17 protein-coding genes and 2 pseudogenes are annotated in these 23,584 nt (G+C 51.6%); 2 read left to right on the top strand and 17 right to left on the bottom strand.

Annotation, left to right across the window (positions count from 1 at the left end):
• Positions 1–39 precede the first annotated feature (39 nt).
• The 17 genes and pseudogenes from ACFVTB_RS08140 to ACFVTB_RS08060 all read right to left on the bottom strand — a co-directional run bounded on the left by ACFVTB_RS08140 (position 40) and on the right by ACFVTB_RS08060 (position 18,483).
• Entirely contained in the window at positions 40–726 is a 687-nt protein-coding gene (locus ACFVTB_RS08140) for an HAD family hydrolase (RefSeq protein WP_387747283.1), read from the bottom strand.
• A gap of 70 nt (positions 727–796) precedes the next feature.
• A complete protein-coding gene (locus ACFVTB_RS08135) occupies positions 797–1,255 on the bottom strand; it encodes an SMI1/KNR4 family protein (protein WP_387747281.1) in 459 nt (152 codons plus the stop codon).
• 212 nt (positions 1,256–1,467) lie between these two features.
• Positions 1,468–2,028 (bottom strand): GNAT family N-acetyltransferase, encoded by a 561-nt coding sequence (locus ACFVTB_RS08130; protein WP_387747279.1) that lies wholly within the window; start codon positions 2,026–2,028, stop codon positions 1,468–1,470.
• A 214-nt stretch (positions 2,029–2,242) separates the two neighbouring features.
• A complete protein-coding gene (locus tag ACFVTB_RS08125; protein ID WP_387747277.1) occupies positions 2,243–3,064 on the bottom strand; it encodes a hypothetical protein in 822 nt (273 codons plus the stop codon).
• Positions 3,033–3,167 (bottom strand): annotated as a pseudogene (locus ACFVTB_RS08120) (hypothetical protein); the annotation flags it as partial. The pseudogene ACFVTB_RS08120 and the gene ACFVTB_RS08125, both read right to left, overlap by 32 nt.
• A 12-nt stretch (positions 3,168–3,179) precedes the next feature.
• A complete protein-coding gene (locus ACFVTB_RS08115; protein ID WP_387747275.1) occupies positions 3,180–3,557 on the bottom strand; it encodes an RNA polymerase sigma factor in 378 nt (125 codons plus the stop codon).
• 271 nt (positions 3,558–3,828) lie between these two features.
• Positions 3,829–5,032 (bottom strand): annotated as a pseudogene (locus ACFVTB_RS08110) (macrolide family glycosyltransferase).
• A gap of 315 nt (positions 5,033–5,347) precedes the next feature.
• Positions 5,348–6,265: an HPr(Ser) kinase/phosphatase gene (hprK, locus tag ACFVTB_RS08105; protein ID WP_387747273.1), complete on the bottom strand. Its 918-nt coding sequence runs from the start codon at positions 6,263–6,265 to the stop codon at positions 5,348–5,350.
• Positions 6,266–6,366: 101 nt separating this feature from the next.
• On the bottom strand, positions 6,367–7,527 hold the full coding sequence (gene trpB / locus ACFVTB_RS08100; protein WP_387747271.1) for a tryptophan synthase subunit beta: 1,161 nt from the start codon (positions 7,525–7,527) through the stop codon (positions 6,367–6,369).
• 178 nt (positions 7,528–7,705) lie between these two features.
• A complete protein-coding gene (locus ACFVTB_RS08095) occupies positions 7,706–8,077 on the bottom strand; it encodes a hypothetical protein (RefSeq protein WP_387747269.1) in 372 nt (123 codons plus the stop codon).
• Between the two features lie 392 nt (positions 8,078–8,469).
• A complete protein-coding gene (locus ACFVTB_RS08090; protein ID WP_387747267.1) occupies positions 8,470–9,708 on the bottom strand; it encodes an MFS transporter in 1,239 nt (412 codons plus the stop codon).
• On the bottom strand, positions 9,705–10,775 hold the full coding sequence (locus ACFVTB_RS08085) for an ROK family protein (RefSeq protein ID WP_387747265.1): 1,071 nt from the start codon (positions 10,773–10,775) through the stop codon (positions 9,705–9,707). Before ACFVTB_RS08085 ends, ACFVTB_RS08090 begins: the two co-directional genes overlap by 4 nt.
• A gap of 631 nt (positions 10,776–11,406) precedes the next feature.
• A complete protein-coding gene (locus tag ACFVTB_RS08080; RefSeq protein WP_387747263.1) occupies positions 11,407–11,799 on the bottom strand; it encodes a hypothetical protein in 393 nt (130 codons plus the stop codon).
• Between the two features lie 47 nt (positions 11,800–11,846).
• Positions 11,847–13,064 (bottom strand): leucine-rich repeat domain-containing protein, encoded by a 1,218-nt coding sequence (locus ACFVTB_RS08075; protein WP_387747261.1) that lies wholly within the window; start codon positions 13,062–13,064, stop codon positions 11,847–11,849.
• An 86-nt stretch (positions 13,065–13,150) separates the two neighbouring features.
• Positions 13,151–14,455 (bottom strand): VOC family protein, encoded by a 1,305-nt coding sequence (locus ACFVTB_RS08070; RefSeq protein ID WP_387747259.1) that lies wholly within the window; start codon positions 14,453–14,455, stop codon positions 13,151–13,153.
• A 258-nt stretch (positions 14,456–14,713) separates the two neighbouring features.
• Positions 14,714–18,064: a cadherin-like beta sandwich domain-containing protein gene (locus tag ACFVTB_RS08065; protein WP_387747257.1), complete on the bottom strand. Its 3,351-nt coding sequence runs from the start codon at positions 18,062–18,064 to the stop codon at positions 14,714–14,716.
• Between the two features lie 83 nt (positions 18,065–18,147).
• A complete protein-coding gene (locus ACFVTB_RS08060) occupies positions 18,148–18,483 on the bottom strand; it encodes a hypothetical protein (RefSeq protein WP_387747255.1) in 336 nt (111 codons plus the stop codon).
• Positions 18,484–18,689: 206 nt separating this feature from the next.
• On the opposite strand from ACFVTB_RS08060, the gene ACFVTB_RS08055 reads away from it, so the two are divergent.
• Together ACFVTB_RS08055 and ACFVTB_RS08050 are read left to right on the top strand one after the other, a co-directional pair.
• Positions 18,690–18,878: a hypothetical protein gene (locus ACFVTB_RS08055; protein ID WP_387747253.1), complete on the top strand. Its 189-nt coding sequence runs from the start codon at positions 18,690–18,692 to the stop codon at positions 18,876–18,878.
• A gap of 239 nt (positions 18,879–19,117) precedes the next feature.
• On the top strand, positions 19,118–23,557 hold the full coding sequence (locus ACFVTB_RS08050) for an AAA family ATPase (RefSeq protein ID WP_387747251.1): 4,440 nt from the start codon (positions 19,118–19,120) through the stop codon (positions 23,555–23,557).
• Positions 23,558–23,584 lie beyond the last annotated feature (27 nt).

Genomic DNA, 23,584 nt, shown 5'->3' with positions numbered 1-23,584 from the left:
CCGTTCGACACGCTTAGTTCGGTTCAAGTATAAGTACAGTTAGCCTTTCGCAATTCGGCTTGGTTCTCGGCTTGCAAGCTCTTCGATTAGTGCTTTTAACTTCACCTGGCTCATCGAATCCAAACGAGAATCGACCTCGCAAAACGATAGCTGCTTCGTTATCTCGTTTGGAACGGCAACGCAAAACAGGCCGGCTTGCTTCGCGGCTAACGACCCGTTAGGGGAATCCTCGAAAGCGACAGCCTCGTAAGGCTCGATACCAAATTCAGTTATTACTTGAAGATATAATTCCGGGTCGGGCTTCACCTTTCTAACATCCTCGCGAACGCGGATACAGTCAAAATAATGTATTAAGTTAAGCTTGGTCAGATGGTCCACTACCCATTCCCTCGATGAGCTTGAAGCTAACCCCACCTTTAACCCTAGTTCCTTGGCAGCTTTCAAGTATTCCTCTACGCCGGGCCGAGTCTGCTCGCCCGCAATCAGCCTCTCGTATTTCGTTCTGCGCAAGCTGCTAATTTCCTCTCGATTTAGCGGCTTGCCTGCACACTCGTCCAAGTAATCATAAGGATTGAATTTAGAACTGTCCGTACCCAGCCATAAGCTCCACATCTTTAAATCCAATTGATACCCGTGTTCAACATAGATCTCTTGAAAGGCTTTGAATTCTGGCGTCTCGGTATCAAATATGAGACCGTCGAAATCAAAAACAACCGCTTTAATCATGCAGACATTGCCTCCTTGGCCCCGGCTTGTTTTACAATGAGCGATTTACATTTTTGTTTTTCATTGTACGTCAGCTGCGTTCGTCAATCAGTTGTTCCAGAAAATCGGCAAATGTCGGAGCATACTGCTCGACCTCATCATTTATTAGGTCGTAGCGCATGACCGGCAATTCACCCTGCTCATCCCGGGAGGACGTATCAAAGAAATAAAGCTCGTCGCTATCTGGAACGAATAGGTCCATTCTGTGCGGAAAGCGGCTCACCAACCAATCTTCGCCTAAATTCAGCCGATGGATGTATAAAATATCGGTGTCGTGATACTCCCTGTGTTCCGGGTCACCAACCTTCAAAATCCAGCTGCCGCTCAGCAGGGCGTTTCCGTAATGAAGCAGCCACCAACGGTAAGACGGCGGCAGTCGGAATCCTAGTTCTTCTTCCACTTCAACGATCCAGCTCTCTTCCGCCACGTCATTGGGAAACCATTTTAAAGCGGTCGTCGTTTGCAGTTTTTCTGCCAAACGTTCATACATAAATTTCATCCTCTCTTAATATGCAGTTTCACTTCATAAACATCCCTGTTATTTCCATTATAATGTTCGTTTTCTACGAGTCTACCTCCTTTTCAAAGAAAGTGGCGTTATTGCCTTTAGGTGAGGGGAAGAGCTGCGGGTCAGAGGGTTCTTCCAATCGCCATTAAAAAATGACTGCCCAAGAGTCGAGCAGTCATTTTTTATTATTTACTTCAAGTATTCATATTCTCGTATTCGCTCTTAGTCAGGCCGAATACATATTCATCAAAGGATTGCCCTTTTGTAAAAATCATATTTCTGAGCCTGCCCTCTAGAACGAACCCCAGATGCTGATGAAGCGCGATTGAACCTTCGTTGAACGCATAGACATGACCGTTTACTTTCTGGTAGCGAAGCTCTCCGAAGAAATAGTTGATCAGAATCTTGACGGCTTCTGAAGCATATCCTTTACGCCAGTGTTCTCGGAAAATCGCTACGCCGTACTTGAAAGTACCATGCCGCATATCACAGCCATGCGTACAAATGCTTCCGACAATCTCGCCGTGAAGCGTTTCAATCGCAAGCATGATGTTATCGCCATTCGGACCTTTAGCCGACTGCTGCTCTGCCCAATTCTTAGTGCCTTCTTCAGACCTTGGAAAATAGATCATATCGTAAAGTCTGGCATTTTCCGAATCGAAGTCGTTCTGGTGAAACCTTTCCCAGTCTGCAGGCACAATTGCACGCAGCCTAACTTTATTGCCCGACCAGATATTATTATTGTTATTGTTCATATAGACCCTCCTTATTTGATTCCTGCAATCCCTCTCCTTTGCAAGAAAGAAGGCGGAGGAGATCTTATACGAGGATCTACTTTTCTGGTTGTGACTACATTGTTCTCAGTCCCTTCCTATTACCAAATTATAGCACTGGGGTTGAATATAGAAAAGCGGGGTTGCTAGCTCTTTGCTTTCGTATTCATTTAGGGATGGATGCGTATGTTGGCCGTCATGTCTCCGCAAGCTCCGCAACCAGCGTCCCGTCGCTCTCAAAAGATAAATAAAGCGTTTTGGTCACGATTTGTCCGTTGTTGAAGCTGACGGAAACCGTGATCTTCTCGCGAGAGGAATCGGCAGGATTGACATCTGGATTGCTAGCCATCTCCATAGAAACGTACCAAGGCTCCCAGCTTACAGCAAGCGATTGATCGCCCAATTCCTCATAATAGGCCGCGGTAACCTGATGGCCTGTTTGCTGATAAGAACGAGGGCCTCGCTCCACCATGATAGAAAAGCCGCTCTTCGTTGTCTTCGCTTCATTCCTTGCCCGGATATATTCGGGATCCTTATCTCTCTTAATCATGTCTGTATAAGATAATTCTCCGAGCTCGCTTGTATAGGTTACGGATTTAATGTTATCGCCCGATACGGTAAAGTAACTTGAACCTTTTAAGTAAGTGTTGTAGGTGATCGTGCCATCATCCTGCGGAATCGCTTGATCTCGTATAAGTTTTCCGAATGGCAGCTCGACCTGCGTTCCTTCCGAGATGCGTATTTTATGACTTTCCTGATCCGCAGCGTAGGCTACCATTGTGAACGAAAGTTGAGCCTGCCCTCCCTTAAAGATACTGCCGCCTGCCAATAAGCATAGAACTAGTACGACAGCCGTTACGCTTATTTTCAAGTTTAATTTTGCCCTTCTGCCGAACCGGCCGTCAGCCGATGCTTCCTCTTTCTGTTTGAGAAGCAGCAAATCGTTCAACATTCTCGCTTTCTGCGATTCGCTGGGCGTTATAGCGTCAATCGAGTCCTTCAATCGATCTGTCTTCATGGCGATGACCCCCTGTCAGGTTAAGTTGCAGCTGTTTCCGTCCGTTGCTCAGCCTTGCGCGCACCGCACCGTCTTTAATGCCGATAAGCTCTGAAATCTCTTTGCTCGAATAGCCTTAGTAGTAGAAAAGATAAAGGACCATTTTGTATTTTTCGGGAAGCGCAAGCAACTGCTCTAGCACTTCCCCTGTCGGAGGCTTCTGCTCGAAGATACGTTCGGATATCCGGCTAAAAGCAGAGCGGTTTCGTTTCCACCAATATTTCAATGCATTTTTGCAATGATTTTGTGCAGTCACGATCAGCCATGCTTTTTCATGCTCTTCATCCGCAAAAGTCGGACCTGATCGAATTAGCTTAAGGAATACCGACTGAACGGCATCTTCCGTATCGGGGACGTTTTTCAGAAACATATAGCAAACCCGGAAAACAGTCTCCATATGCCTGCGGTACATCTCCGTAATCTCGTCGTTCGTTCTCCGTATAGGAACCTTCATACTTTCCCTCCCTTCATAAGTAACACAAAGCAAAACGCCAAAATGTTAAATTTGGAAATTTTAAGTTTGCAGCGGTTACCCACGGGGCTCTGTGTGGCGCTGTTTTACAAAAGAGACCCGTCGGCTATCGGAATGAGGGATACGTACAGAGAGAGGTTAAAGTAAAAAAGGGGCTTGTCCGCCGCTCGAACCAGAAGGTGTGGAGACTGTGCTTGGAGACCGCGTGCGGCATATAGAAGAGCGCCCGATCGGGGCGCCCTGTAAATTCGACTTACAGGTGATGCTCTCTTTTAAACTCAAAAATCGCATCGGCCGCCTGCCGGTATCCTTCCGATTTCCGAAAAGATTGACTCATCTTCTCAGCGGCGGTCCGGTAAGAGAGTTCGCTTAGCGCCTGCTCTGCAGCTTCACGCAGCTGACGAGCAGTTAGACTCTGCATTTGCAGGGCGATGCCCGCTCCGATACCGGCAACCTGTTTCGCAATAATTGGTTGATCCGCGCTTTGCGGGATGACGATCAATGGAACACCATAATAAAGGCCTTCATGGGTGCTGTTCATACCGCCGTGTGTAATAAACAGCTTAGCCTGCTGCAGAACAGCCGTTTGCGGAACGTAATTGCGGACGATGAAATTTTCAGGAATATCGCCTAAATCGGAGATTTGGACATGCGCTCCGATCGACATGACAACGACGTGCCCGGTGTCCCTGAACGCCTCAAAGCAAAGCTTATAGAAATCAGTAGACCGGTTAAATACGGTGCCTAATGATATGTATATAGGGTTCGTGCCCTTGATTGCGGAAAAATCGAAGCTTTCTTGCGTTATTCGCGGAGAGATGGACGGACCCACAAATTTAAAAGAGCGATCCAACACATCGCCATCCGGTTGAAACGCTCTTGTTGTGTACACGATAGTCAGCGGCGCAGGGTTGCAAAAGACTTCATAGGGAGAATCAATTTTCACGCCGTAACGTTCCTCTAAGCTTGCCTTCAGGCTCTGATATTTTTCTTCGATAGGCTTCGCGATTTCGGCAGGTACATCTTTATAGAAGTGTTCCAACAGGCTGTCGAAAGCCTCTTTCGTCTGCGCAAAAGAAGTACAGGAACTGATGGCAGGGAGCTTTAGCATTTGAGCCAGCAGCCGGCCGCAGCCAAACATGGAATCATGGATGATATAGTCGAAGCGCTCTCCTCTAATTTGTTCAAGAACGCTTGGGATCACGATATCCGCCGTCAGCAGGAGACCGTTGACCCGTTCGAGCAGGTAGGTTCTTCCGCCTGAGATGAAAGCTTGTATAAACTTCTGATCATCAAAGGTTCGTACCGAAGCTCCTGTCTGCTCGATGCGTTCCCGATACGCTTCTATACAAAAGTACACGACCTCTTCTCCACGCGAAAATCAGCTCTTGCACAACGCCGATCGTTGGATTGATATGCCCTTCCGATCCGCCGTTAATCACCAACACACGCGCCATTGTCGCCACTCCTTTAAATATACCGTTTCAATAGGTTGTAAAAGGAGACACGGTTGCTTCCCCTTATCGCCGCTCACTCATGGATTCAAGATTATCATAGTACAAGAATTATAAATTTCAAAACGCAAATGGGACGTGTGCCAACCTCTGTCCGAGAGGGGGACTTACGCACCTTCGCTTATGCCGTTCCCGAGAAAATGCCCTCGCATCCGTGAAGGTGCTTCCCGACGACGAGGAGTAGCGTAAGAACGAAGAAGGGTAGCCGGGACAATAATCCCGGCTACCCTTTAACTTTGCAATATAGCGTCTCTCGAATCATTGCTGCATCCCGTCGTCGATCCGTTTCATAAATTCTTCGACGGCGCTGTAGCCGTGCTGCTTCAAATACCAATTGTTCGCCGCCGCCTCGATCAAACCGGCCACGTCGCGTCCTGGCTGATGCTGAATTTCGATATGCGGAATTTGAACGCCGAGATATTCCTTGAACTGAGGCGCAACCTCCAAATCATTGTTCAATGAATTGCCCTGCCATGGCGTCAGCTCGATATCTAGCACAATGCGCGTCTCGTCCTGAAACGCTCTGCGTCCGTACTGGCGCACCACATTAATCAATCCAACGCTGCGCAGGGCGAGAAACTCGCGTGATGTCTCATTATGGGACCCGAGAAGCGTCGACGGACCGAGCTTTTTAAGCACCACGATATCGTCAGCCACAAATCGATGTCCTCTTCGGATCAGCGTGTGGGCGGTCTCGCTTTTGCCAATGCCGGATTTGCCTCTAAGCAAAATGCCGATACCGGAAACATTGACGCATACGCCATGAATCGACACCTCCGGCGCTAAAGCTTTCACAAGGTAACGGTCCAGCTTGGCGATAAACCCCGTTGTCGTCTCGGACGTTCTCAGCAGCGGGATGCCCTCCTGTTCGCAGAACAGCGTTAGATAGGGAATCTCCTGCTGTCCCGACGTCACAATAAAACATGGCGGATGATATTTTACAACATTGCCGATATGATGCAGACGTTCTTCTACTGTTAGCGTCAATAAATAGTTAATTTCCTTACGGCCGAGCACCTGCACCCGCTCCATCGGAAAAAAATCGAAATACCCGACAAACTCCAGCCCCGGCCTGTGCGTCCGAGGACGGGTAATGACGCGATCCATTTGGCCCGCTCCTGCGAGCACCTCCAATTGGAATGCTTCCGTTAAGCTTTTCACCGTGATTGTCTTCATGCGCTCTCCTCCTTCAGCATGGCATACCCGGCAATAACAGTTTATAAAAAGCAAGGCCGTCAGAGCAACTTTTCTGACGGCCAACGCTGGTGCAATCGATATTATTTAAGCATTTGGAACACTTGCTCGACATCCTTGTCTCCGCGGCCGGACAGGTTGACGATAAGAATCTGATCCTGGCTCATCGTCGGCGCCAGCTTCTTGGCGTAAGCAATCGCATGCGCGCTCTCAAGAGCAGGGATGATTCCTTCCGTGCGGGACAGCTCCTGGAAAGCCTCCAATACTTCCTCATTCGTGACGGTCGCGTATTCAGCCCGGCCCGTCACCTTCAGGTGGCTGTGCTCCGGTCCGATGCCTGGATAGTCAAGACCAGCGGCGATCGAATACGTTTTCTGCGGCTGACCTTCCTCATCCAGCAGTACCAGACACTTGAAGCCATGAATGATGCTTGGAACGCCTTGCGTTAAGGTTGGCGCTTTATCGGGCTCGACGCCGATCAAGCGGACGCTCGGCTCGTCGATGTAATGGGCGAACGCGCCGATCGCGTTGCTGCCGCCGCCCGCGCAGGCTACCACCGCATCCGGCAAACGACCTTCCTTCTCCAAAATCTGCTGCTTCGATTCTTCACTGATAACCGCCTGGAAGTGCTTGACCATCGTCGGGAACGGATGCGGGCCCACTGCGGAACCGAGCAGGTAGAACGTATTTTGATAATTGCGGACCAGATCGTCCAGCGCCTCGTCCACCGCGTCCTTCAGCCGTCCTTGTCCCTTATTGACTGGAACGACGGTTGCGCCGAGCAATTCCATCCGGAACACGTTCAGCGACTGACGCCGCGTATCCTCGGCACCCATGTAAATGACGCACTCCATATCGAACATGGCGCATGCCGTCGCCGTAGCGACGCCGTGCTGTCCAGCGCCGGTCTCGGCAATAATCCGCTTGGCGCCCATACGCTTGGCAAGCAGAATCTGGCCAATGGCGTTGTTAATCTTATGCGCGCCGGTATGATTCAAATCTTCGCGCTTCAAATAAATTTTGGGTCCTCCCCAAACTTTGGACAGCCGCTCCGCATACGTCAGCGGGCTTTGACGGCCCACATATTCGCGCAGATAATAGCTAAGCTCTTCTTGGAATTCGGGGTCATCTCGAAACTTGTAAAATTGCTCGCTCAAATAGTTGAGCACTTCTTGCAATTCCGGTGGGACAAAACTGCCCCCGAACTCTCCGAAGTATCCTTCTTGCTGCAGCTGTTGATCCATAAGTAAGCGCCTCCATCAATGGAAAAAGTAATGGTAATCTATTCGTCTATATTACCATAAATTCCAACTATCGATGAACACTAGACGCTCAAAATAGAAAGAAAGCGATCATACGAATGGACTTGTCATGTCAAATCATCAAATCTTTATTCCGAGTATGTTCTCGCGGCAAAAAGAATTAGCGGAAGCGAGCTTTTATTTCCGGGCTGTTCAATCTCCAGAGGACCACGATCGGGAGAATAATCCCGAGCAAAAATCCGACACTGTGCCATACCGCGTACTCAGCGATTCGCAGCACGATCATGACGATGGACAGAACGACGGCCGCTCGCAAGCTTGCGGGTTTGGGCGTGCTTAAACGCAGGGCTACAAAAATAGCCGCAACGCCCAATACCAGCATAGCTATGCTTAACGACTTCTTGACCGCATCCGCACTGCCGAACGAGATAATGCCATTCACAATGTTCAATCCGCCCGAAAAATATAGCAAAAGCTGCACGATCCATAAAGAGGCGGGCCGATTTGAACTATCATGCTGACCCATGTTCATCCTTACCACTCCTGTTCCGATGGTTTGTTGAGATGAGGCAGCAGACATCTGTGTAAGCTGCAAATCTGGCCGTACCCGCTCAACTCCCATGGACATCTTTTCCGTATTACTTAGTATGGACGGCCTTGTCCGAAATCATTCGCACTCTCGTTCTCCTGCCCGCTAAGCTAAGCATCTCGGCTAGACTCTGCTTCCCTGCTGTGTCGCCTCCTGCTTGATTGCACAGCAAAAGCTAACGAATATCTCCCAGCAGCTTTGGAATTCAGTCTATGGAGAATGACCTCCTTCATGCAACGCCGAATAGCGCCATCAAAGACTTTGGCTACGTACAAAAGGCCTCCGATTCATCGGCGGCCTTTTGTGGAATGATCCTATTATTTTTAGCATCAAACCTAGTGAACGTCTAATGATTTCGCCCTGTCCTTCGCATGAGCAGCTTGCCCTCCAAGCGGTTTCGCTGCTTGAGACAGCAAGCCTGCGACAGTAACCGCGATAAGCACGACAATCAGGGCGCGAAGGAGTCCAACCGATTCACCGATTACTCCCAGCAATGGCGGACCGACAAGGAATGCGAGATAACCGACGGTCGAAACAGCGCCAACTCTCGCCGCTACTCCGCGCGGATCGTCCCCAGCAGCGGACAGTCCCACCGGAAAACCAAGCGCCGAGCCAAATCCCCACAGTACAATACCGACAAATGCGACCGTATAGCTCTGTCCCAGAATAACGATCAGCAATCCTGCAATCGCAAACAGCGCGGAGCCCCGCAGAACGGCAACTCTGCCGAACCGGTCGAGCAGAAAACCGCCTGCCGCACGGCAAATCGTCATCGCCCCAACAAAGATGCCAAAGGCGAACGAACCCATTTCCGGCGTTACCTTGTAGCCGTCCACAACGATAAGCGGTAGCCAGTCGTTTGCCGAGCCTTCGGCAAATGCCATCCCGAGCACAATGATGCCAATCAGCACCGTACGCGGTTCTTTCCATACGGCCATCCGTTCCTTCACGCTCATTGGCGGTTCACTCGAATCGCTGCCCGATTCCTTGCCGGTGCCGGCTGGTACGAGCCGGTACAAGTATAGAGTAGACAGCACGACTACCACCGCGGCAAGCGCCATGTGAACATGAACGGGAATACCGACTTTCGTTACAGCGGAACCGGCCATCGCGCCGAGCAGCGTACCCACGCTGAACGCGGCATGAAATCCGGTCAGAAGCGACTTCTTTGCCGCCCTTTCCACAGCCGTTCCCTCTACGTTCATCGCCACATCGCACATTCCGTTTCCAAATCCGAAGACAGCCAATCCCAAAAATACCGCAATGCCATTCGTCAGCCACGAGCCGCCCAATCCGACAACTAATAATCCGACCGAACAGATTGCCAAGCCTGCAACCATGACAAAACGTCCACCCTTGTGGGCAATTAGATGACTGGCGCCCAGCAAGCCGATGATAGAGCCTACGGACAGTCCAAAAATAATCCAGCCCATCTGAGCCGTTGAGGCCCCCAGTGCATCCCGTATCGTCGGCGTTCGCGATACCCATGACGCTATAGCGAAACCAGGCAGAGCAAAAATGAAGTAAATGGCGATCCGCCATAAATGAATTTGACGACTGCTTAACGTGTTCATAACGATCCTCCTGTGCTGGCTAGGCTGCGATCTATTTCCAACATGCTCTTTATGGTCAACCGATGCAGTCCATGAAGATAATCCTGCTCCCAGTCGCTAACGACAAAAGCGGGGAGATTCTGTTCCGGAACATACATAGCGCTTCTCGCCCGAATTTGCCCAAGATCAAGGCCGGTCAATTCAGATCGGCTAAAAACGAAGGTATGCGGATTAATAGCGGCCGTGAAAGTTGCGATAAGACGGCTTATGGCGTCCACAAGCCTCGAACGGCTCTCGGTAGGGTCCTGTTCCTGTACCTCCAAAGCGGCCTCGAGTAGCTGCATAAAGCTTTGCGTATCACTCAACGGCAGAAAGGAAATCTCGCCCGAGAACGAGCTTCTGCCTCTCACCACTTGACCGTTTACTATAACACCTGCGCCCGGTCCGTTCTTGCCCAAATACAAGTACACAACAGAGTGCGAATCATCGTTCACATAGCGGTCGTAATATCCCATTGCAGTTGCATTCATGTCATTCTCAACCTCAACTCGAAGCGGAAGGCGTTCCTCATAGAAGGTCTTGAAGTTGAAGTCCGTAAACCGTTCATAGGATGGAATATGAAACGCGCGTCCGTTATCCACCGCACCGGGAATACCTAGCGTGAGCGCACGAATAGAAGGGTAGCGTCCTAAGAAGGCTTCTATTTGCTCCGTCAGCAAAGCCGGCCCGGCCTGCATCACTCCGGGAAGGGTCTCTTGGCCGATGACCTCCCCCTCGTAGTTAAGCAACGAGTAGGTGGAGAAGCTGTGCTCCAAATAGACGGCTAATCCCGTCATGTAATCGGGATTTAGTTTATAGGTTTTCGGTCGTCTGCCGCCGCTAGACTGGCCCAATCCAGTCAGCAGCACCTCTCCGGCAGCATTCATTTCATCGAGCGCTTTACCGACCGTAGGGAAGCTAATGCCCGTAATCTGAGCAAGCTCGGCTTTCGTCGATTCATTGCCTTGAAATAGCTTCGAGCGAATCGCTTGACGAATCATTTCGCCCATCATTTTCGGATTAACAAAAGGCTGTTTTATGGAACTCACCGCCTCGAATCAACTTTTTAAACTTCTTTAATAAGTTAGCACAGAACGCCGATTTATACAATGGCTTGTTTATTGCATCCTCCTCTGTTCATTCTGGTTAATCTGCTCACGCAGCCCTTCAAGAATGGCTTCAACCGAATGGTCCATGAAAAATCGCTCGGGCCGCGATCGAACCAACCATTTTCCATCTCCCATTTCAATCCAGTTTGTGCGACCTCAACAGGGAATAACTGCATTTTGGCAGTTATTCCTCTCGTTTCTTTCGATAAATACAAAATAACTGCGTTTCTGCAGTTATTCCTTCCTCTCCACCGCCGTTTGCGTGTATACCCCTGCAATAACTGCATTTCTGCAGTTATTGGCTCATTCTGGGGGTCAATCAGGCGAAATAACTGCGTTTCTGCAGTTATTTATGTTATCGGTGTTATTGCTGCTACTTGATCAGCACAGTGCGCCGCTGTTGCTTGGCAACGGCTTTACCACGACGCATTGTGCGTAACCGGACCCGTTGCTTCCGACGGAAGTTGTTCGCGTATAGTAGTCGCATCAAGCTAGACATCCGTGAAAAACGAGCGTAACGAAGCAGGCTCTCTCCAGATACACTTCAATAGCACGCGAAAGAGGCCACTGCTTACTTATCGATCATTTCCCAATTCAGCTCGACAGATGCGCCCTCCAATAATTGAATGAGGGCCGATTCAACAAGCTCGAAGCTAACGATATACTTTTGAGGGAATTCACAAGCTTGACCGCCCACGGTAATCTCAACAAATTCATCCTCATCTTCTTCCTCTAGTGCGCCGAGAAGATTGTGTAACGCTGTGCTTGTCTCAACAGTAACAATGAACGCCTCACTTCCTCCGCCGATCATAATCATATTCTCCCTGTACGCGATCGTTACCTGACTGCATGTGAAGCCGTCCATTCGCTGGATAACTTCCAGACACTGTTCAAGTGATGTATGAGAGTGCTCGATGGTATCGGCTACAGCTCCTTTACGCCGTTCCTCATAAATGGTGATCACCGGCCAACACTCCTTTGTACAGCTTAGCTTTATGACCTCACTTTAAATTAGTAATCACGCGCGGCGTCAAACCAACGTTGAGCCAGCTCCTCTGGTATAGGCTCGCCAATCAGATGATCGGACTGGCTGAGCTGCCATACCGCTTCACCAAGATCTTCCCGTTCGGTTGTTTCAATGCCTTTGAGGGAATTGAAGCGTACCGTGAAAGCGGTAATGGCTGCCTCAGCATCGGCAAAGCTGCGAGCATGGGCCAAGGCTGCCTCGGCAACGTTGTATGCTTCATTAGCCTGCTTAGCCAGACGTTTAGGCCAAGACGAGAACGGGCGCCCATACTCGGTGGCCCACCACTCAGGCTTTCTTAATTGGCTCACTGAAGCATAGCCGGCCCACGGGCGGGTTGCAGCGCGTGCCTTCATTTGCTGTCTTAGGCGCTTGCCTGCACTTTCTTCCACATTGTAAGCGATAAATCGATCAAGCAACGGCCAAGCGTTCAAAGGCGGCAAGTCCCCCAGATCAGGCATGAACCGCAGTTCCAGATTGGTTAACCGGGTATGCTGAGCCAACAAGTCCAAGTCGCAGAAGTTCCCCCACAAATTTAGGGAGTCAAGGTTAGGGAACCGGTCCAGACATTTCAGCGAGATAGGCTGTCCCAGCGGCGCGTTTTGCAGGTATAGATTCGTTACCTGATGCAGCTCGCCTAGGTCAGGCAGCAAGAAAGGAGTATCGTTCTTACGTCGGCCCGTGCGCGGCGCTAGCGTCAGAGAAGAGGGCATATCGCCAGTAGCCGAGAAGCGCGATAGATCACCGGATACGCTCAAGCGAAAATGTCGCTGCGGAAGCTTCAGGCTCAGACGTTCCCCGGACTGGTCCAACACGATATGCAAACCATGCATATGGGATTGACTGGCGTTCACCGCCGTGTCTGCTGACAGGACCGGAGCCCAAGTCATTTCTTCAATCGGACGTTGCTGCGCCCAATCAAGGAAGCCTTCATCACTCCCTGTATAGTACAGAAACCGCGGCCAAGGCGAACCTGCCGGAGTGGCAAAGGCATCGAATACGGTCCAATCGATGGGCACATCAGAATCAACGTGAAGGTCTGCCTTCTTCCCCAATTGCGGCGGTCCAATCGATAGACTGCCCACACCAGGCTCAATAACAAGAGTATGACTGCTAGGACCTATCAGATCGATGGGATAACGCCCGGGTTCTCTGATCGAACCAGCAGAAGGTCGAGCTTCGTTATCATTTGCCAATTCTATCATCCTTTCTTCTACAGTATATCGGGTCATCGTTCGCGCAATGAAAGCCGACAGAGATCCTCATCTCGCGAGGCTTACCTTTTACTTTTTCAAGAAAATATATTGATCCGATTGCCGTCCGGGTCGTAAAAATGGAATGATCTGTCCTCCAGCGGAGATATTAGAGTGCTCCATTTTTGCGCTTTCTGGTAGGCTTTCTTCAAATTTTGCCGCTCTACAAAGAAGTATTGGCGTACACCTGGTCTGCTGGCAGCGGAATTAGAGCAGTCCGAACCATGTATAAGCTGCAGGATATTCACGTTTCCTCCGCTATGGCGATAATTCCCTCGCATCAACGCGTGTCTAGCGCCAGACAGGCGACCGGATTTTTTCAAACCGAGCACTTTGGTGTACCACTCCACTGACCTCTCAAGGTTACTGACGACTACGATCGGCGTATCACAACCATAAATTCCCGAACCTGTCGGCGCGGCATCAGAGTCCTTTCCTTGCGTTACAGTCAGCCGGTTGCCGTAAGGATCATATAGATGAAACCATGTTTCTCCACGCTCCTCGAACAGACGGCTTGTGCGGATGCCGTTTTCTCCCGCGTAGGTGTACGCAGCGCTAATATCCTTCGCTTTAATCGGAAAGCAAAAATGATCCGCTTGTTCCCTGATCACTCGAAAATGCTCTTGATCCTCCTCTACCGTAATCAACTGCAGAGAACCGCGTTCATTCGGGAATTGCATAAGGGTCCCTTTCATCGATGGATGAAGCAAGCAAGGACCAAAGCCCGGTTTCGGTTCAAGCCCCAGATGCAGTTCGTACCATTGTATCGCTGTCTCCAGAGAGCCTTCAGGAACGGAGATGTGCGTTTCATCATATTCGAACATCAGCGGTTTGAGCGGTTCAGGAGGCAGATCGGTCTCCTCACCGGCGACGCGAAACGACTTCACGTCCACTTTCGAACGAAAGGCCGAGCCAATTCCAGCCTGACCTTTCACGTGCGAAAATTTCCCTTCCAAAAAGAGCCGCTCAGTTCCATTTACCGTCACTCTCATGAAATCAGGCTCGACTTCCCACACAAAATGATTCCATTCGTCAACAGGAATACTCCCGTTCATATTGTTGTAAGCTCCGCCCTTGGACGGCTCCCCACAGCGCAAGGAATCATGATTTCGTTCCCAATTAAAAATGATTTGCCCCTTCGCATACTTGAGCCTAATATTGCTGGAATCTGTCCGGGCCACCGCTTCAATTCTTACCGGTACCTTATAGGCTCTTGGAGTAAGTACGTATGTTTTATCAAGATGATGCTCCTGATATAAAGAAAGCCCGTCATTCGTTTCCGTTACGTAGTTTTCAATGTTCGCGGTCAAATCTGATAATTTTTCTTCCAGCATTGTATCCATGTTTGTCTCCCTTCGGCTACAGTCCATATAACAGCGTGGGTTTTTCGCCCGATAATTCGATAATTCTGCTCATCCAATTCGAAACCTGATTTAGGTAATTTTAGGTACATATTTCATATTCGTTACTAAAGTATCAAGCCCCTTTTTAGAAGGTGGGAATTTACTTTTCAGTAAATATGCCAATGAAACCTATCAGCCCTTAAAAAAAGTGGAGCCGGTTGCCCGGCTCCACTTTTTTTACCCTATTAGTATTTACTCTTATTTCACAGCGATCGGCTCAACCTCACCGCTTAGATAGTGAAGAACCTTAAACGATTGTGAGGCGGAGCGTATTGCGCCAGCGGCCCAATGGGAAGCCGGTACGTCTGACCAAGCCGGCCCGCCTTCCGCAAGCGGAGGGCGGCCAAGCACACGGTTCAACACGGCGACTGCTTCGGCGCGCGATACGCTTCGATTTGGTCGGAAGCTGCCATCCTCGTAACCGGTTATCCAGCCTTCCCGTTCCGCAGACGCTATCGCCGCAGAGGCCCAGTGAGAAGCGGCATCCGGAAATCCAGCACTTCCCGATGACTGCACGCCGCGCCATCTCACAAGCAAGGTAGCCAACTCGGCGCGCGTCAGTGGATCGCCCGGACGGAACAGGCCGTCCTGACCGCCGCTAACCCAACCGGCTGCCGCCGCATGTGCGATCGCATTAGCTGCCCAATGCGTTTGCGGCACATCACTAAACGCCGCGGTATTGCCACCGCCTGCCGAATCGACTCCCTCGGGCACAGACAGCTTTGCGAGAAGAGCCGCCAGCTCCGCACGCGTTACCGCCCGTGCAGGGGCAAAGCTGCCGTCGGAATTGCCGTTAATATAGCTCTCATATTCGGCAATCACAGGCTCGGCCTGCAGCACAGCCGCACGGCCAGTTGATCCGGCGTTAAAAGCGATGCCGACTGCTTTTTCTTGTGAATCGTAGCGGACTGTACCCGGCTGGATCGATTTTGAATCGGCCCCGCTTTCCAAGAGAACGGCGAGCTTACGCAGCTCCTTGGCATCCAGTCCGTTCGGCAACGCAATGACCAGCGAATGGCCGGCAGCAGAAGCTGCATTGGATGTAAACGAGATAACCGCTCCCGCCGCTTTCGGCTTCCATTCCTTAAAGCCGTTTACGGCTGAGCCGCCAAGCAGTTGTTCTGCATCAGCAGGCTTACGCAGCACCTTTAGTTGGACTACCGCATCTCCTCCTCCAGCGGCCGTTAGTCCGGCTGGGATTTCATAAATTGTGCTCCCAATATCCAGGACAAGTCTAACGCTTCGCTCCTTCATCTGCGACTGCGCCTTTGCCGACAGTGCTAGCGCAACGGCATCGATTTTCAGAGCGGAATCTCCGTTCAGTCCAATATGCAGGACGTTCTCTCCTTTATTATCCACTAGAGCAGCAATCGCTCCAGCATCCTCCAGCCTTAAATCATACTTGATGATGCCATCTGCACCGCGTTCATGACGTTCATCCAGTCCCGCAACCAACTTTCCGTTCAGCTTCGCGACAAAAGCATTGTTTTGCACGCTTCCTGAAGATGTCGAGCTTCCCGGAGATGATGGACCTCCAGAAGTCGGCGGAATTTCACGAGTTGCCTCAATCGTATACGTCCGCTGTTCGGAAGCGAGCGCAGCGGTTACAACGATGCGGATCGTATTGACACCGGCTCTAAGCGCTACTGAAGCCGAATCTCCGGCAGCAAGCGGAGCGCCATTTACGGTGACCGACGAGGCCCCGTCAGCCGGCGCGGCTTTCAGCGTGATCGATTCCACATTTCTGCCCAAACGCAGCGTATAATGCAGCTGTTCGGAAGTGAACGCCGGAGAGATTGACAGCTCCTGTCCAGCATTCAACGCAATAAGCGAAGCAAGAGCCGTGTTCGTATTCCGGATATTGTCTACTGCTATTATTTCTATAGCTTCGTTGCCCGCAAGATCGCGGGCATAAACGGTGTACGTTCCGTTCGCTGTCGCATCGAATTGAAGTTCTGTCGTAATATCATGGCTTGTCCCTTGTTGGAAATAGCTGATCGGAAGATTCCCCGGAGCCCATAGAACAACTTCTATCGCATTGCCATTACCCAGGGCGGAGGCATCCGCCAATACGGCAACTTTATCGCCAATCGGGTCGGCCGTTTGGAGGCTAAGCCGGATTGCCGGCTTATCGCGCATAATATTCGACACGTTAATCTGCCGGAGCGTTTCGTTGCCCGCATTGTCGAAAGCAATAACCGTGTACGTTCCGTTTGACTCCACCAGAAACTGGTCGTCCTCAACCTCCTGGGAAGGCCAAGGTTGATCCGGTTTCGGAGCGGTTGCCGACCAGCGCACTTCCTCGATACCACTGTCGGCATCCGCAGCATTTACTGTAATTGTCACATTATGGTTTGTAGGTACAGTACTGCCCGGAGTCAGCGATAGCGTCGGCGCAGTTCGGTCAATACCCGATACGGTTACTGTGAGAACAGATTCGTTGTCCGCATTATCGATGGCGTACACGGTGTAAATGCCGTTTTCGCTCACCGTAAAGCTGTCTGTAATTGCTGTTCCTTGCGTTGCAAAGTAAGCAGCGGTTTGCGTTCCCGGCGCCCATTTGATCGCCTTCACTCCACTTGCGTCATCTTCTGCCTCAACCTCCACAGTTACATCCTGATTGGTTGCGCCAGCGGGCGATAACCAGTAATCAATGATAGGGCCCGAGTTGTCAAAGATAACGTAAGAGCCGTCAGTCGTTGCAGAGGTAAGCGATCCCGGAGCGCCATCCGCCGCATAGATGTAACCGGATAACGACAGCCTTCCTTCATTGACTGCGCTAGACAAAACAAGACTGGCGCTCCAGTCAGTACCGCTTCCCGTCATCGGCAGCGTAACGCCGCCAATCTTCACAATAGCGATGCTAACCGGAATATCCGTTTGCAGCTCAACCGTGACTGTATCGCCGTTCTTCGCATAGAACGAACGGCCGCTATCGGACGAAATGGTCAACGAGTCTACGGATGGATCTGTTCGGCTGAGGGAATAGGTCGCGTAGGAATGATTTTTGCTTTGCGTCCACCCATTGCTTAAGTCAGCAAGCGCCGCCCACTTCGCGTTAGGCGGAATGTTCAAAGCATTCGCGGCCGTCAGAACGTCGGTTCCATTCACGGAATAACGGAAAACCGTATTACTGATCGGCAGTTGAAATGAAGTGCCTTCAATAATAAATGAGGAAATCGTTGCCCAAGCCGCGGTTGACGGTATACTCAATGCATCGTTCGTTTGGCTAATTTGTCCGAAATTACTGTACGTGTACACTTTATTCCAGCTAGTTACACCCCATGAATTATCAAAATAATTGGAAGGGGTCGCCCAGTCGGCCTGCGTCGGCGGATTGGGGCTTGTATACACGGTGCCGTTCAGACTGTACGTATACTCGGTGGCCCAGCCTTGGTAGACCGCGTTCGTCTCAATCTCGTAGCTGGTCAAGAGCGGCCCTTCGCCGGCCGCAGCGCTAACAGGAGAAAACATTGCGTCTGGCGCAAGCGTACCGATTAGCGGCAGCAGCAGTGTAAGAGCGGCTAATACGGATATTATTTTTTTCATACGGATGTTCCTTTCCTTTCGTTAATGAAATTGTCGATTGCTTCTGCTGTCCCATTGCATCAATGTCCGCTCTCCCGGTGGCGTCACTGCCCCCATATCAACATGGGTAAAAACCCGGCGATGATCAGGGCAACAGGCACCACATTTATCCATGCCGATCCCCGAAAACGACGCTTCCCGTATAAAAGCCAGGAGACTGCCATCATGGCTACCGTTACATAAGGGTAGCTTTGCAGGCTGTAGTAGAAGATAAGCACAGGTGGAAATTGATCGGCATTTGGGTCATCAAACAGCATGACGGAGAACATCGAAACGATATACCAGACCGGAAAAGATAGCAGATACATACTTTGCACGACAATATTCGCAATAAGCGCGAAGCGCCTTCCCCGGGAAAGCGAAGCGGACGCGGTCGTCATTCTGCTCATCCCCCTTTCAAAAACCTCCAATAAATACGAGATTATTTCATTACTGTGCAAAAAACTATTATCCTTTTGGGGTATTTTTGTCGTTTAAACCCCTGTTTTTCCGTTCAAATACACCAAAGGAGGTATGGAGCAGAAAGCGCCTCTTCTTTTAATATAGGAAATCGAGGATATTACGAGGGAAGGATTGGCGCGACTGTATGGAAACATTAGAAAATGTATTAATTGCTTTTGTCGCTATGATTATTTTGACAGTCGTTACGTATGTTGGAACATGGCTGCAAGGAACAGGCTTCACGCGAAAGTCTACAAAGTGGTATTTTATTGTCATGCTAATCGCGACCGTAATCGTCACCATTGTCACCTTCATCGTAAGCAGCGTCGGTTAGCTCATACTGAAAACGAAGTAACGCCAGCGACTTCTCCTTGGCGTTACTTTGTTTTTCTCTCTTGCTTATAGCCTTCTCTCCCTTTATCGCAAATCGACAATTTACAGCGCGAACTGCTAACGATAGACTAAAACAAGATGAATCATGAACTCCTTTCCATTCATGCACTCTTATATTTTTGAGTTTACCTAGCGGGCACTTTGGAATTGCTGCCTAGATTTGCTCGAAGGACGGTTTTAATGATGTCAAATGCCGATATTTCCCGCCATATTTCAGAACAAGCGAGCGATGCGCCTTTTACCACACTGAACGAGCTGCTGCACTCGCGGCCTGCACTGCCCCCTAGTGAATTTCTGCCGCTCGCACGGGCAATGGCAGCCGCTTTTGCCAAGAGCATAGATCAGGGTTTCCCTCTGCCCGATTTACGGCCACCTACCATTGCAATCGACGCAAATGGCGAAATACGGCTGCTCCAGCCCGAACGCCGCGGACCGATAACCGAAACCGACTGGCCCTACTGCTCGCCCGAGCGGACCGGCCGCATGAAGCGGCAAGAGGACGAGCGCAGCACCCTTTATTCGTTAGGCATTATTTATTATGAAATGCTTACGGGGGAACTGCCTTTTACGGCAGGCGATCCGCTTGAGTGGATGTATATGCATTTGGCGCACAGTCCCCCCTCCCTGCGTGAACGTCTGCCCGAGCTGCCGGAATCACTGGAGCAGTTGGTTCTGAAGCTGTTGGACAAAAACCCGGACAACCGCTTCGTCTCAGCGGAAAGCCTGCTGGCAGCACTCGAGGTATGCGAACAGACTGGCCCTGCTCAGCATGGGGCGCCTGGCTTTTACGGCCGGGAATCCGAAGCCGTTCAGCTCGAGCAAGCGTTTCGTTCCGTCTGCCTAGGCTCCTCCGAAGCGGTATATGTATGCGGAGAGGCCGGTATCGGTAAAACAAGACTGATCGAAGAAACCTTCCGCGACGGCAAACTAGCCGATTCTTATCATTTCATTTCCGGCAAGTTCGAGCAGCTTGCAGGCGGCGTTCCTTACGAGCCGATCGTCAAAGCGTTCCGAGGACTCATTCGCCGACTGCTTGGTGAATCAGAAGCTTCCGTAGAGGCATGGCGCATCAAGTTAACGAAATCGTTGGGTAGTGTCTCCGGCGTAATCGCCGACCTTATTCCCGAAGCGCGCCTGCTGCTTGGAACCGTCGCGGGGAGCGAAGAAGAACTGCCAACGGCAGAGGCTCGCAAACGCTTCCTCTATGCGTTCCGACGGTTTGCGCAAGCACTGGCGACTAAGGAGCATCCTCTTGTGCTGTTCATCGACGATTTGCAATGGGCGGACGACTCCTCGCTGCAGCTGCTCGATGCATTAATCCGCGATCCGGAATGCCAATACCTGCTCTTGGTCGGGGCCTATCGCCCCGAGCTCGACGCTCACACGCTTCCCGGATTGGGAAACAAGGGCAGCGCATCGGAACAAACCGCCTTCAGGCATATTCGACTCGCTTCGCTGCCGATGGCGACATTAAACCGGCTGACGGCTGATATGCTCGGCGCGGACGAATACCAGACGCAGTCGCTCAGCTCGGCCATTGCCGCGCGCACCGGCGGCAATCCGTTTCATTACAAGCAGCTGCTGCTGCGATTGCGGGATGAACGGCGCTTGCTGCTTCAGCCGGATAAGAAAATGTGGCAATGGCAGCTCGATTCCATTCCAGCAGACGATGCCGAATTCGAGCTAGGCGGCTTGCTGGAGTATCGTCTTGGACTGCTTCCGCAAGCCGCTGTCAAGCTGGCAGAAGCGGCGTCATGCATCGGCAGCGCCTTTAACGTCAAGCTTGCCGCGAGCGTAAGCGGACTCACGGAGGAGGCCTGTTTGAAGGCCTGGCATGCGGTAGAAGCAGAAGGGCTAGCCGTCACAGAGCCAGACGGAGGTGCCCGCTTCGTCCATGACAGCATTCAGAAGCTGATTTACGGACGTATCAGCCAACCCGAACGGTCGCGGCTCCATCTTGCAATCGGACGTTCTCTTTCCGCCGTTCATGCAGATAAAGGCGAGGGCGATGAGCGCTTATTCGAACAGACGCTGCATATGAACCGCGGCGCAGAGTTGCTGCACAGCGACGACGAGAGGCTTTTGCTCGCTACCCTTAATTTGAAGGCTGGCAACCGCGCGCTGGCTTCCTCAGCCTATGATGCAGCGCTCCATTACTTCAACAGCGGCAGCTCGCTGCTGGAGGAGCAGCATTGGGACAGCCGCTTCGAATTATGCTTTGAGCTGCACGCCCGATTGGCGGAATGCGCCTATCTGTGCGGACAGGCTGAAGATTCGCTTCAGCGGATTGAGCGCTTGCTGACACAAGCGCGCAACCCGATCGAACGAAGCCGTATTCGAATGATCCGCATTATGCAGCTGATCAATCAAGGCAAATATGCCGAAGGAACGGCGCTTGGACTGCAAAGCTTGGCCGAGCTCGGCATTCGTCTTTCCAGCAAACCCGGTCCTTTACGACTTCTTATTGAAAAATGGAAAACAAATAGGCTGTTATCGCGCTCGCGGGAGCGGCTGCACCTGCTGCCAGAGATGACCGATCCGCAATTGAATGCCGCATTGGACCAAATCGCAGCTATTGTGCCGTCTACCTTTTTTACGGATAAAAAAATCTTTTTTCTGCTAACGAGCCAGGCATTGCGCTTATCACTGCGCGGCGGCCAATCGCCGCTTACGCCTGTCGTCTTCTCTGCTTACGGACTTCTTGCCGAGACCGCCTGGCGCAATCACGGACAAGCCCGAACGCTAGGAGCTCTAGGCGTCCAACTAGCTGAAAACGGCGGGGCGGCTTCGGTCAGCAGCATGTCTCTGACCATGCAAGGCGCCGCTATCAGCATTTTTGCGGGGGACGCCCGCGAAGCCGACCGCTGCTTGCCGCAGGCGATGCGACATGGCATGAATGCCGGAAATTATATTTTCGCCAGCTACGCTATGGGCGGCCATGTCAACTCCCTGTATACGCGCAGCTCGCTAAGCGAATTGACGCGTGTAATCGCCGGGTACATGACGGTGCTGGAGACGACCAAAGATGAGTTCGTGCAGCAAAACTTTTACTTATATCAGCAGTGGATCGCCGCACTGCAAGGGAAGACGGAATCGACGTTGTCTTTCAACGACGGACGGTTCTCGGAAGAGGCTTTTCTTTCCCGCATCAAGCAGGAGGAGACGTCCGCAACGACGCTGTATCAATACAGTACATACAAAACGCAGCTTTTCTGCCTTGAAGAGCGCTACGAGGAAGCGGTGGCGTGGAGCGTCGCAGCGGCACCGCATGAGCCGTACGCAACTCATCTGCCGCATATGACCGAATGCTGCTTCTATGAGACGCTCGCCTTAATTGGCTCATGCGTGGCAGAAGGGCAGGTTCCGCAGGGCGGCAAAGCCGCTCGCATTCAAAAGCTGCTGCGCCGCTTCCTCGAATTTGCCGAAGGCAGCGAAGTCAACTTTCGTGCGCGCTGCACGCTGCTACATGCCGCTTATGCCGAGGCGCAAAGGAAAGTTAAAGACGCCGAACGGCTATACGATACAGCGCTGCGGGAAGCGTTGGAATACGGCGACCTGCGCGTCAAAGCGCTGGGAGGAGAACTGGCCGGTCGATTTTATGAGCGGAGCGGAAGGACAGCAGCCGCTCGCCATTACAATCGGATTGCGCTGGAAGGTTATACGGAATGGGAGCTACCTTGCAAGATTTCGTATCTCGAAAGCAAGCTGTCAGGGAATAAGAACGAGAGCAAGCAGGCGCAGGAAGAGGCGGTCGGACAAGTCATTTTATACGAGGCACAATCGGCTCCCGTCGAAGCAGCGGCGGCGACCGAAGCGATTGTCGAAAACCCAATGCGGCCAGCCGCCGATCTGGAGGCCGATCTGGCTGCTATCCTGCGTGCGACCCGCGTTATTACTGGACGGGATAGCGCCGATGCAATGCTTGCCGAGCTGCTGACCGTCATTATGACCTACGCAGGTGCAAGCACCGGCGCCCTACTGGCCGCGGACAGCGGCGACCTGCGCATGCAAGTCTATGCAGAGCCTAATGAATCGGCCGTTGCCGCCGAACAAAAGCTGCAAGGCAGTCCACTGCTCCCCGAAGGCATCGTTCGCTATGTCTATCGTACGCAGGAAACCGTTGTGTACAACGGCGAGCCAGACAGTTGGATTACTCGCAACCCTTATATCGCGCTGCATCGCCCCCAATCAATGCTTTGTCTGCCAGTGAAAATCCACGGTACGCTATTGGGCGTGCTCTATCTGGAGAATCGGCTGGCGGCCGGCGTGCTCGATACGGCGCAAACCGGCGTACTGCTCGCCATGGCCTCGCAGGCGCTGATGATGTGCGTGCTTCGACAGCCTTCGGACTCGGACGAAGCGGAAGAGGCCTCCTCCGCGAGCGGCGAGGCGAATTCGTCGATGGGGCAAAGCGAAGCGATGGAGGAGCCTCTTACTGAACGAGAGCTGGAGGTGCTAGCGCTGCTTGCCGCAGGGCTTTCCAATAAGGAAATAGCCGACCGGCTCGTCATTGCAGTCGGTACCGTTAAAGTGCATGTGAAGCATATTTTCGCCAAGCTGAAGGTCAACCGCCGCACCAAAGCGATCATGCAGGCCAAAGAGCTAAAGCTGCTCGATTGAGCGAAGGCTCGCGTGGTGGCGGAACCG

Source organism: Paenibacillus sp. NPDC058071, assembly GCF_042885235.1.
In the GTDB taxonomy this organism is placed as follows: domain Bacteria; phylum Bacillota; class Bacilli; order Paenibacillales; family Paenibacillaceae; genus Pristimantibacillus.
The sequence above is the reverse complement of the archived record's forward strand: the minus strand, read 5'-3'. Positions and strand labels throughout refer to the sequence as shown.

Coding starts and splice junctions, on each gene's coding strand:
- ACFVTB_RS08135 (WP_387747281.1), bottom strand. CDS start 1,255: ATGTATGAACGTTTGGCAGAAAAACTGCAAACGACGACCGCTTTAAAA.
- ACFVTB_RS08115 (WP_387747275.1), bottom strand. CDS start 3,557: ATGAAGGTTCCTATACGGAGAACGAACGACGAGATTACGGAGATGTAC.
- trpB (WP_387747271.1), bottom strand. CDS start 7,527: ATGGATCAACAGCTGCAGCAAGAAGGATACTTCGGAGAGTTCGGGGGC.
- ACFVTB_RS08055 (WP_387747253.1), top strand. CDS start 18,690: ATGGAAACATTAGAAAATGTATTAATTGCTTTTGTCGCTATGATTATT.
- ACFVTB_RS08090 (WP_387747267.1), bottom strand. CDS start 9,708: ATGAACACGTTAAGCAGTCGTCAAATTCATTTATGGCGGATCGCCATT.
- ACFVTB_RS08060 (WP_387747255.1), bottom strand. CDS start 18,483: ATGACGACCGCGTCCGCTTCGCTTTCCCGGGGAAGGCGCTTCGCGCTT.
- ACFVTB_RS08095 (WP_387747269.1), bottom strand. CDS start 8,077: ATGAACATGGGTCAGCATGATAGTTCAAATCGGCCCGCCTCTTTATGG.
- ACFVTB_RS08075 (WP_387747261.1), bottom strand. CDS start 13,064: ATGATAGAATTGGCAAATGATAACGAAGCTCGACCTTCTGCTGGTTCG.
- ACFVTB_RS08125 (WP_387747277.1), bottom strand. CDS start 3,064: ATGAAGACAGATCGATTGAAGGACTCGATTGACGCTATAACGCCCAGC.
- ACFVTB_RS08070 (WP_387747259.1), bottom strand. CDS start 14,455: ATGGATACAATGCTGGAAGAAAAATTATCAGATTTGACCGCGAACATT.
- ACFVTB_RS08050 (WP_387747251.1), top strand. CDS start 19,118: ATGATGTCAAATGCCGATATTTCCCGCCATATTTCAGAACAAGCGAGC.
- ACFVTB_RS08130 (WP_387747279.1), bottom strand. CDS start 2,028: ATGAACAATAACAATAATAATATCTGGTCGGGCAATAAAGTTAGGCTG.
- ACFVTB_RS08140 (WP_387747283.1), bottom strand. CDS start 726: ATGATTAAAGCGGTTGTTTTTGATTTCGACGGTCTCATATTTGATACC.
- ACFVTB_RS08065 (WP_387747257.1), bottom strand. CDS start 18,064: ATGAAAAAAATAATATCCGTATTAGCCGCTCTTACACTGCTGCTGCCG.
- hprK (WP_387747273.1), bottom strand. CDS start 6,265: ATGAAGACAATCACGGTGAAAAGCTTAACGGAAGCATTCCAATTGGAG.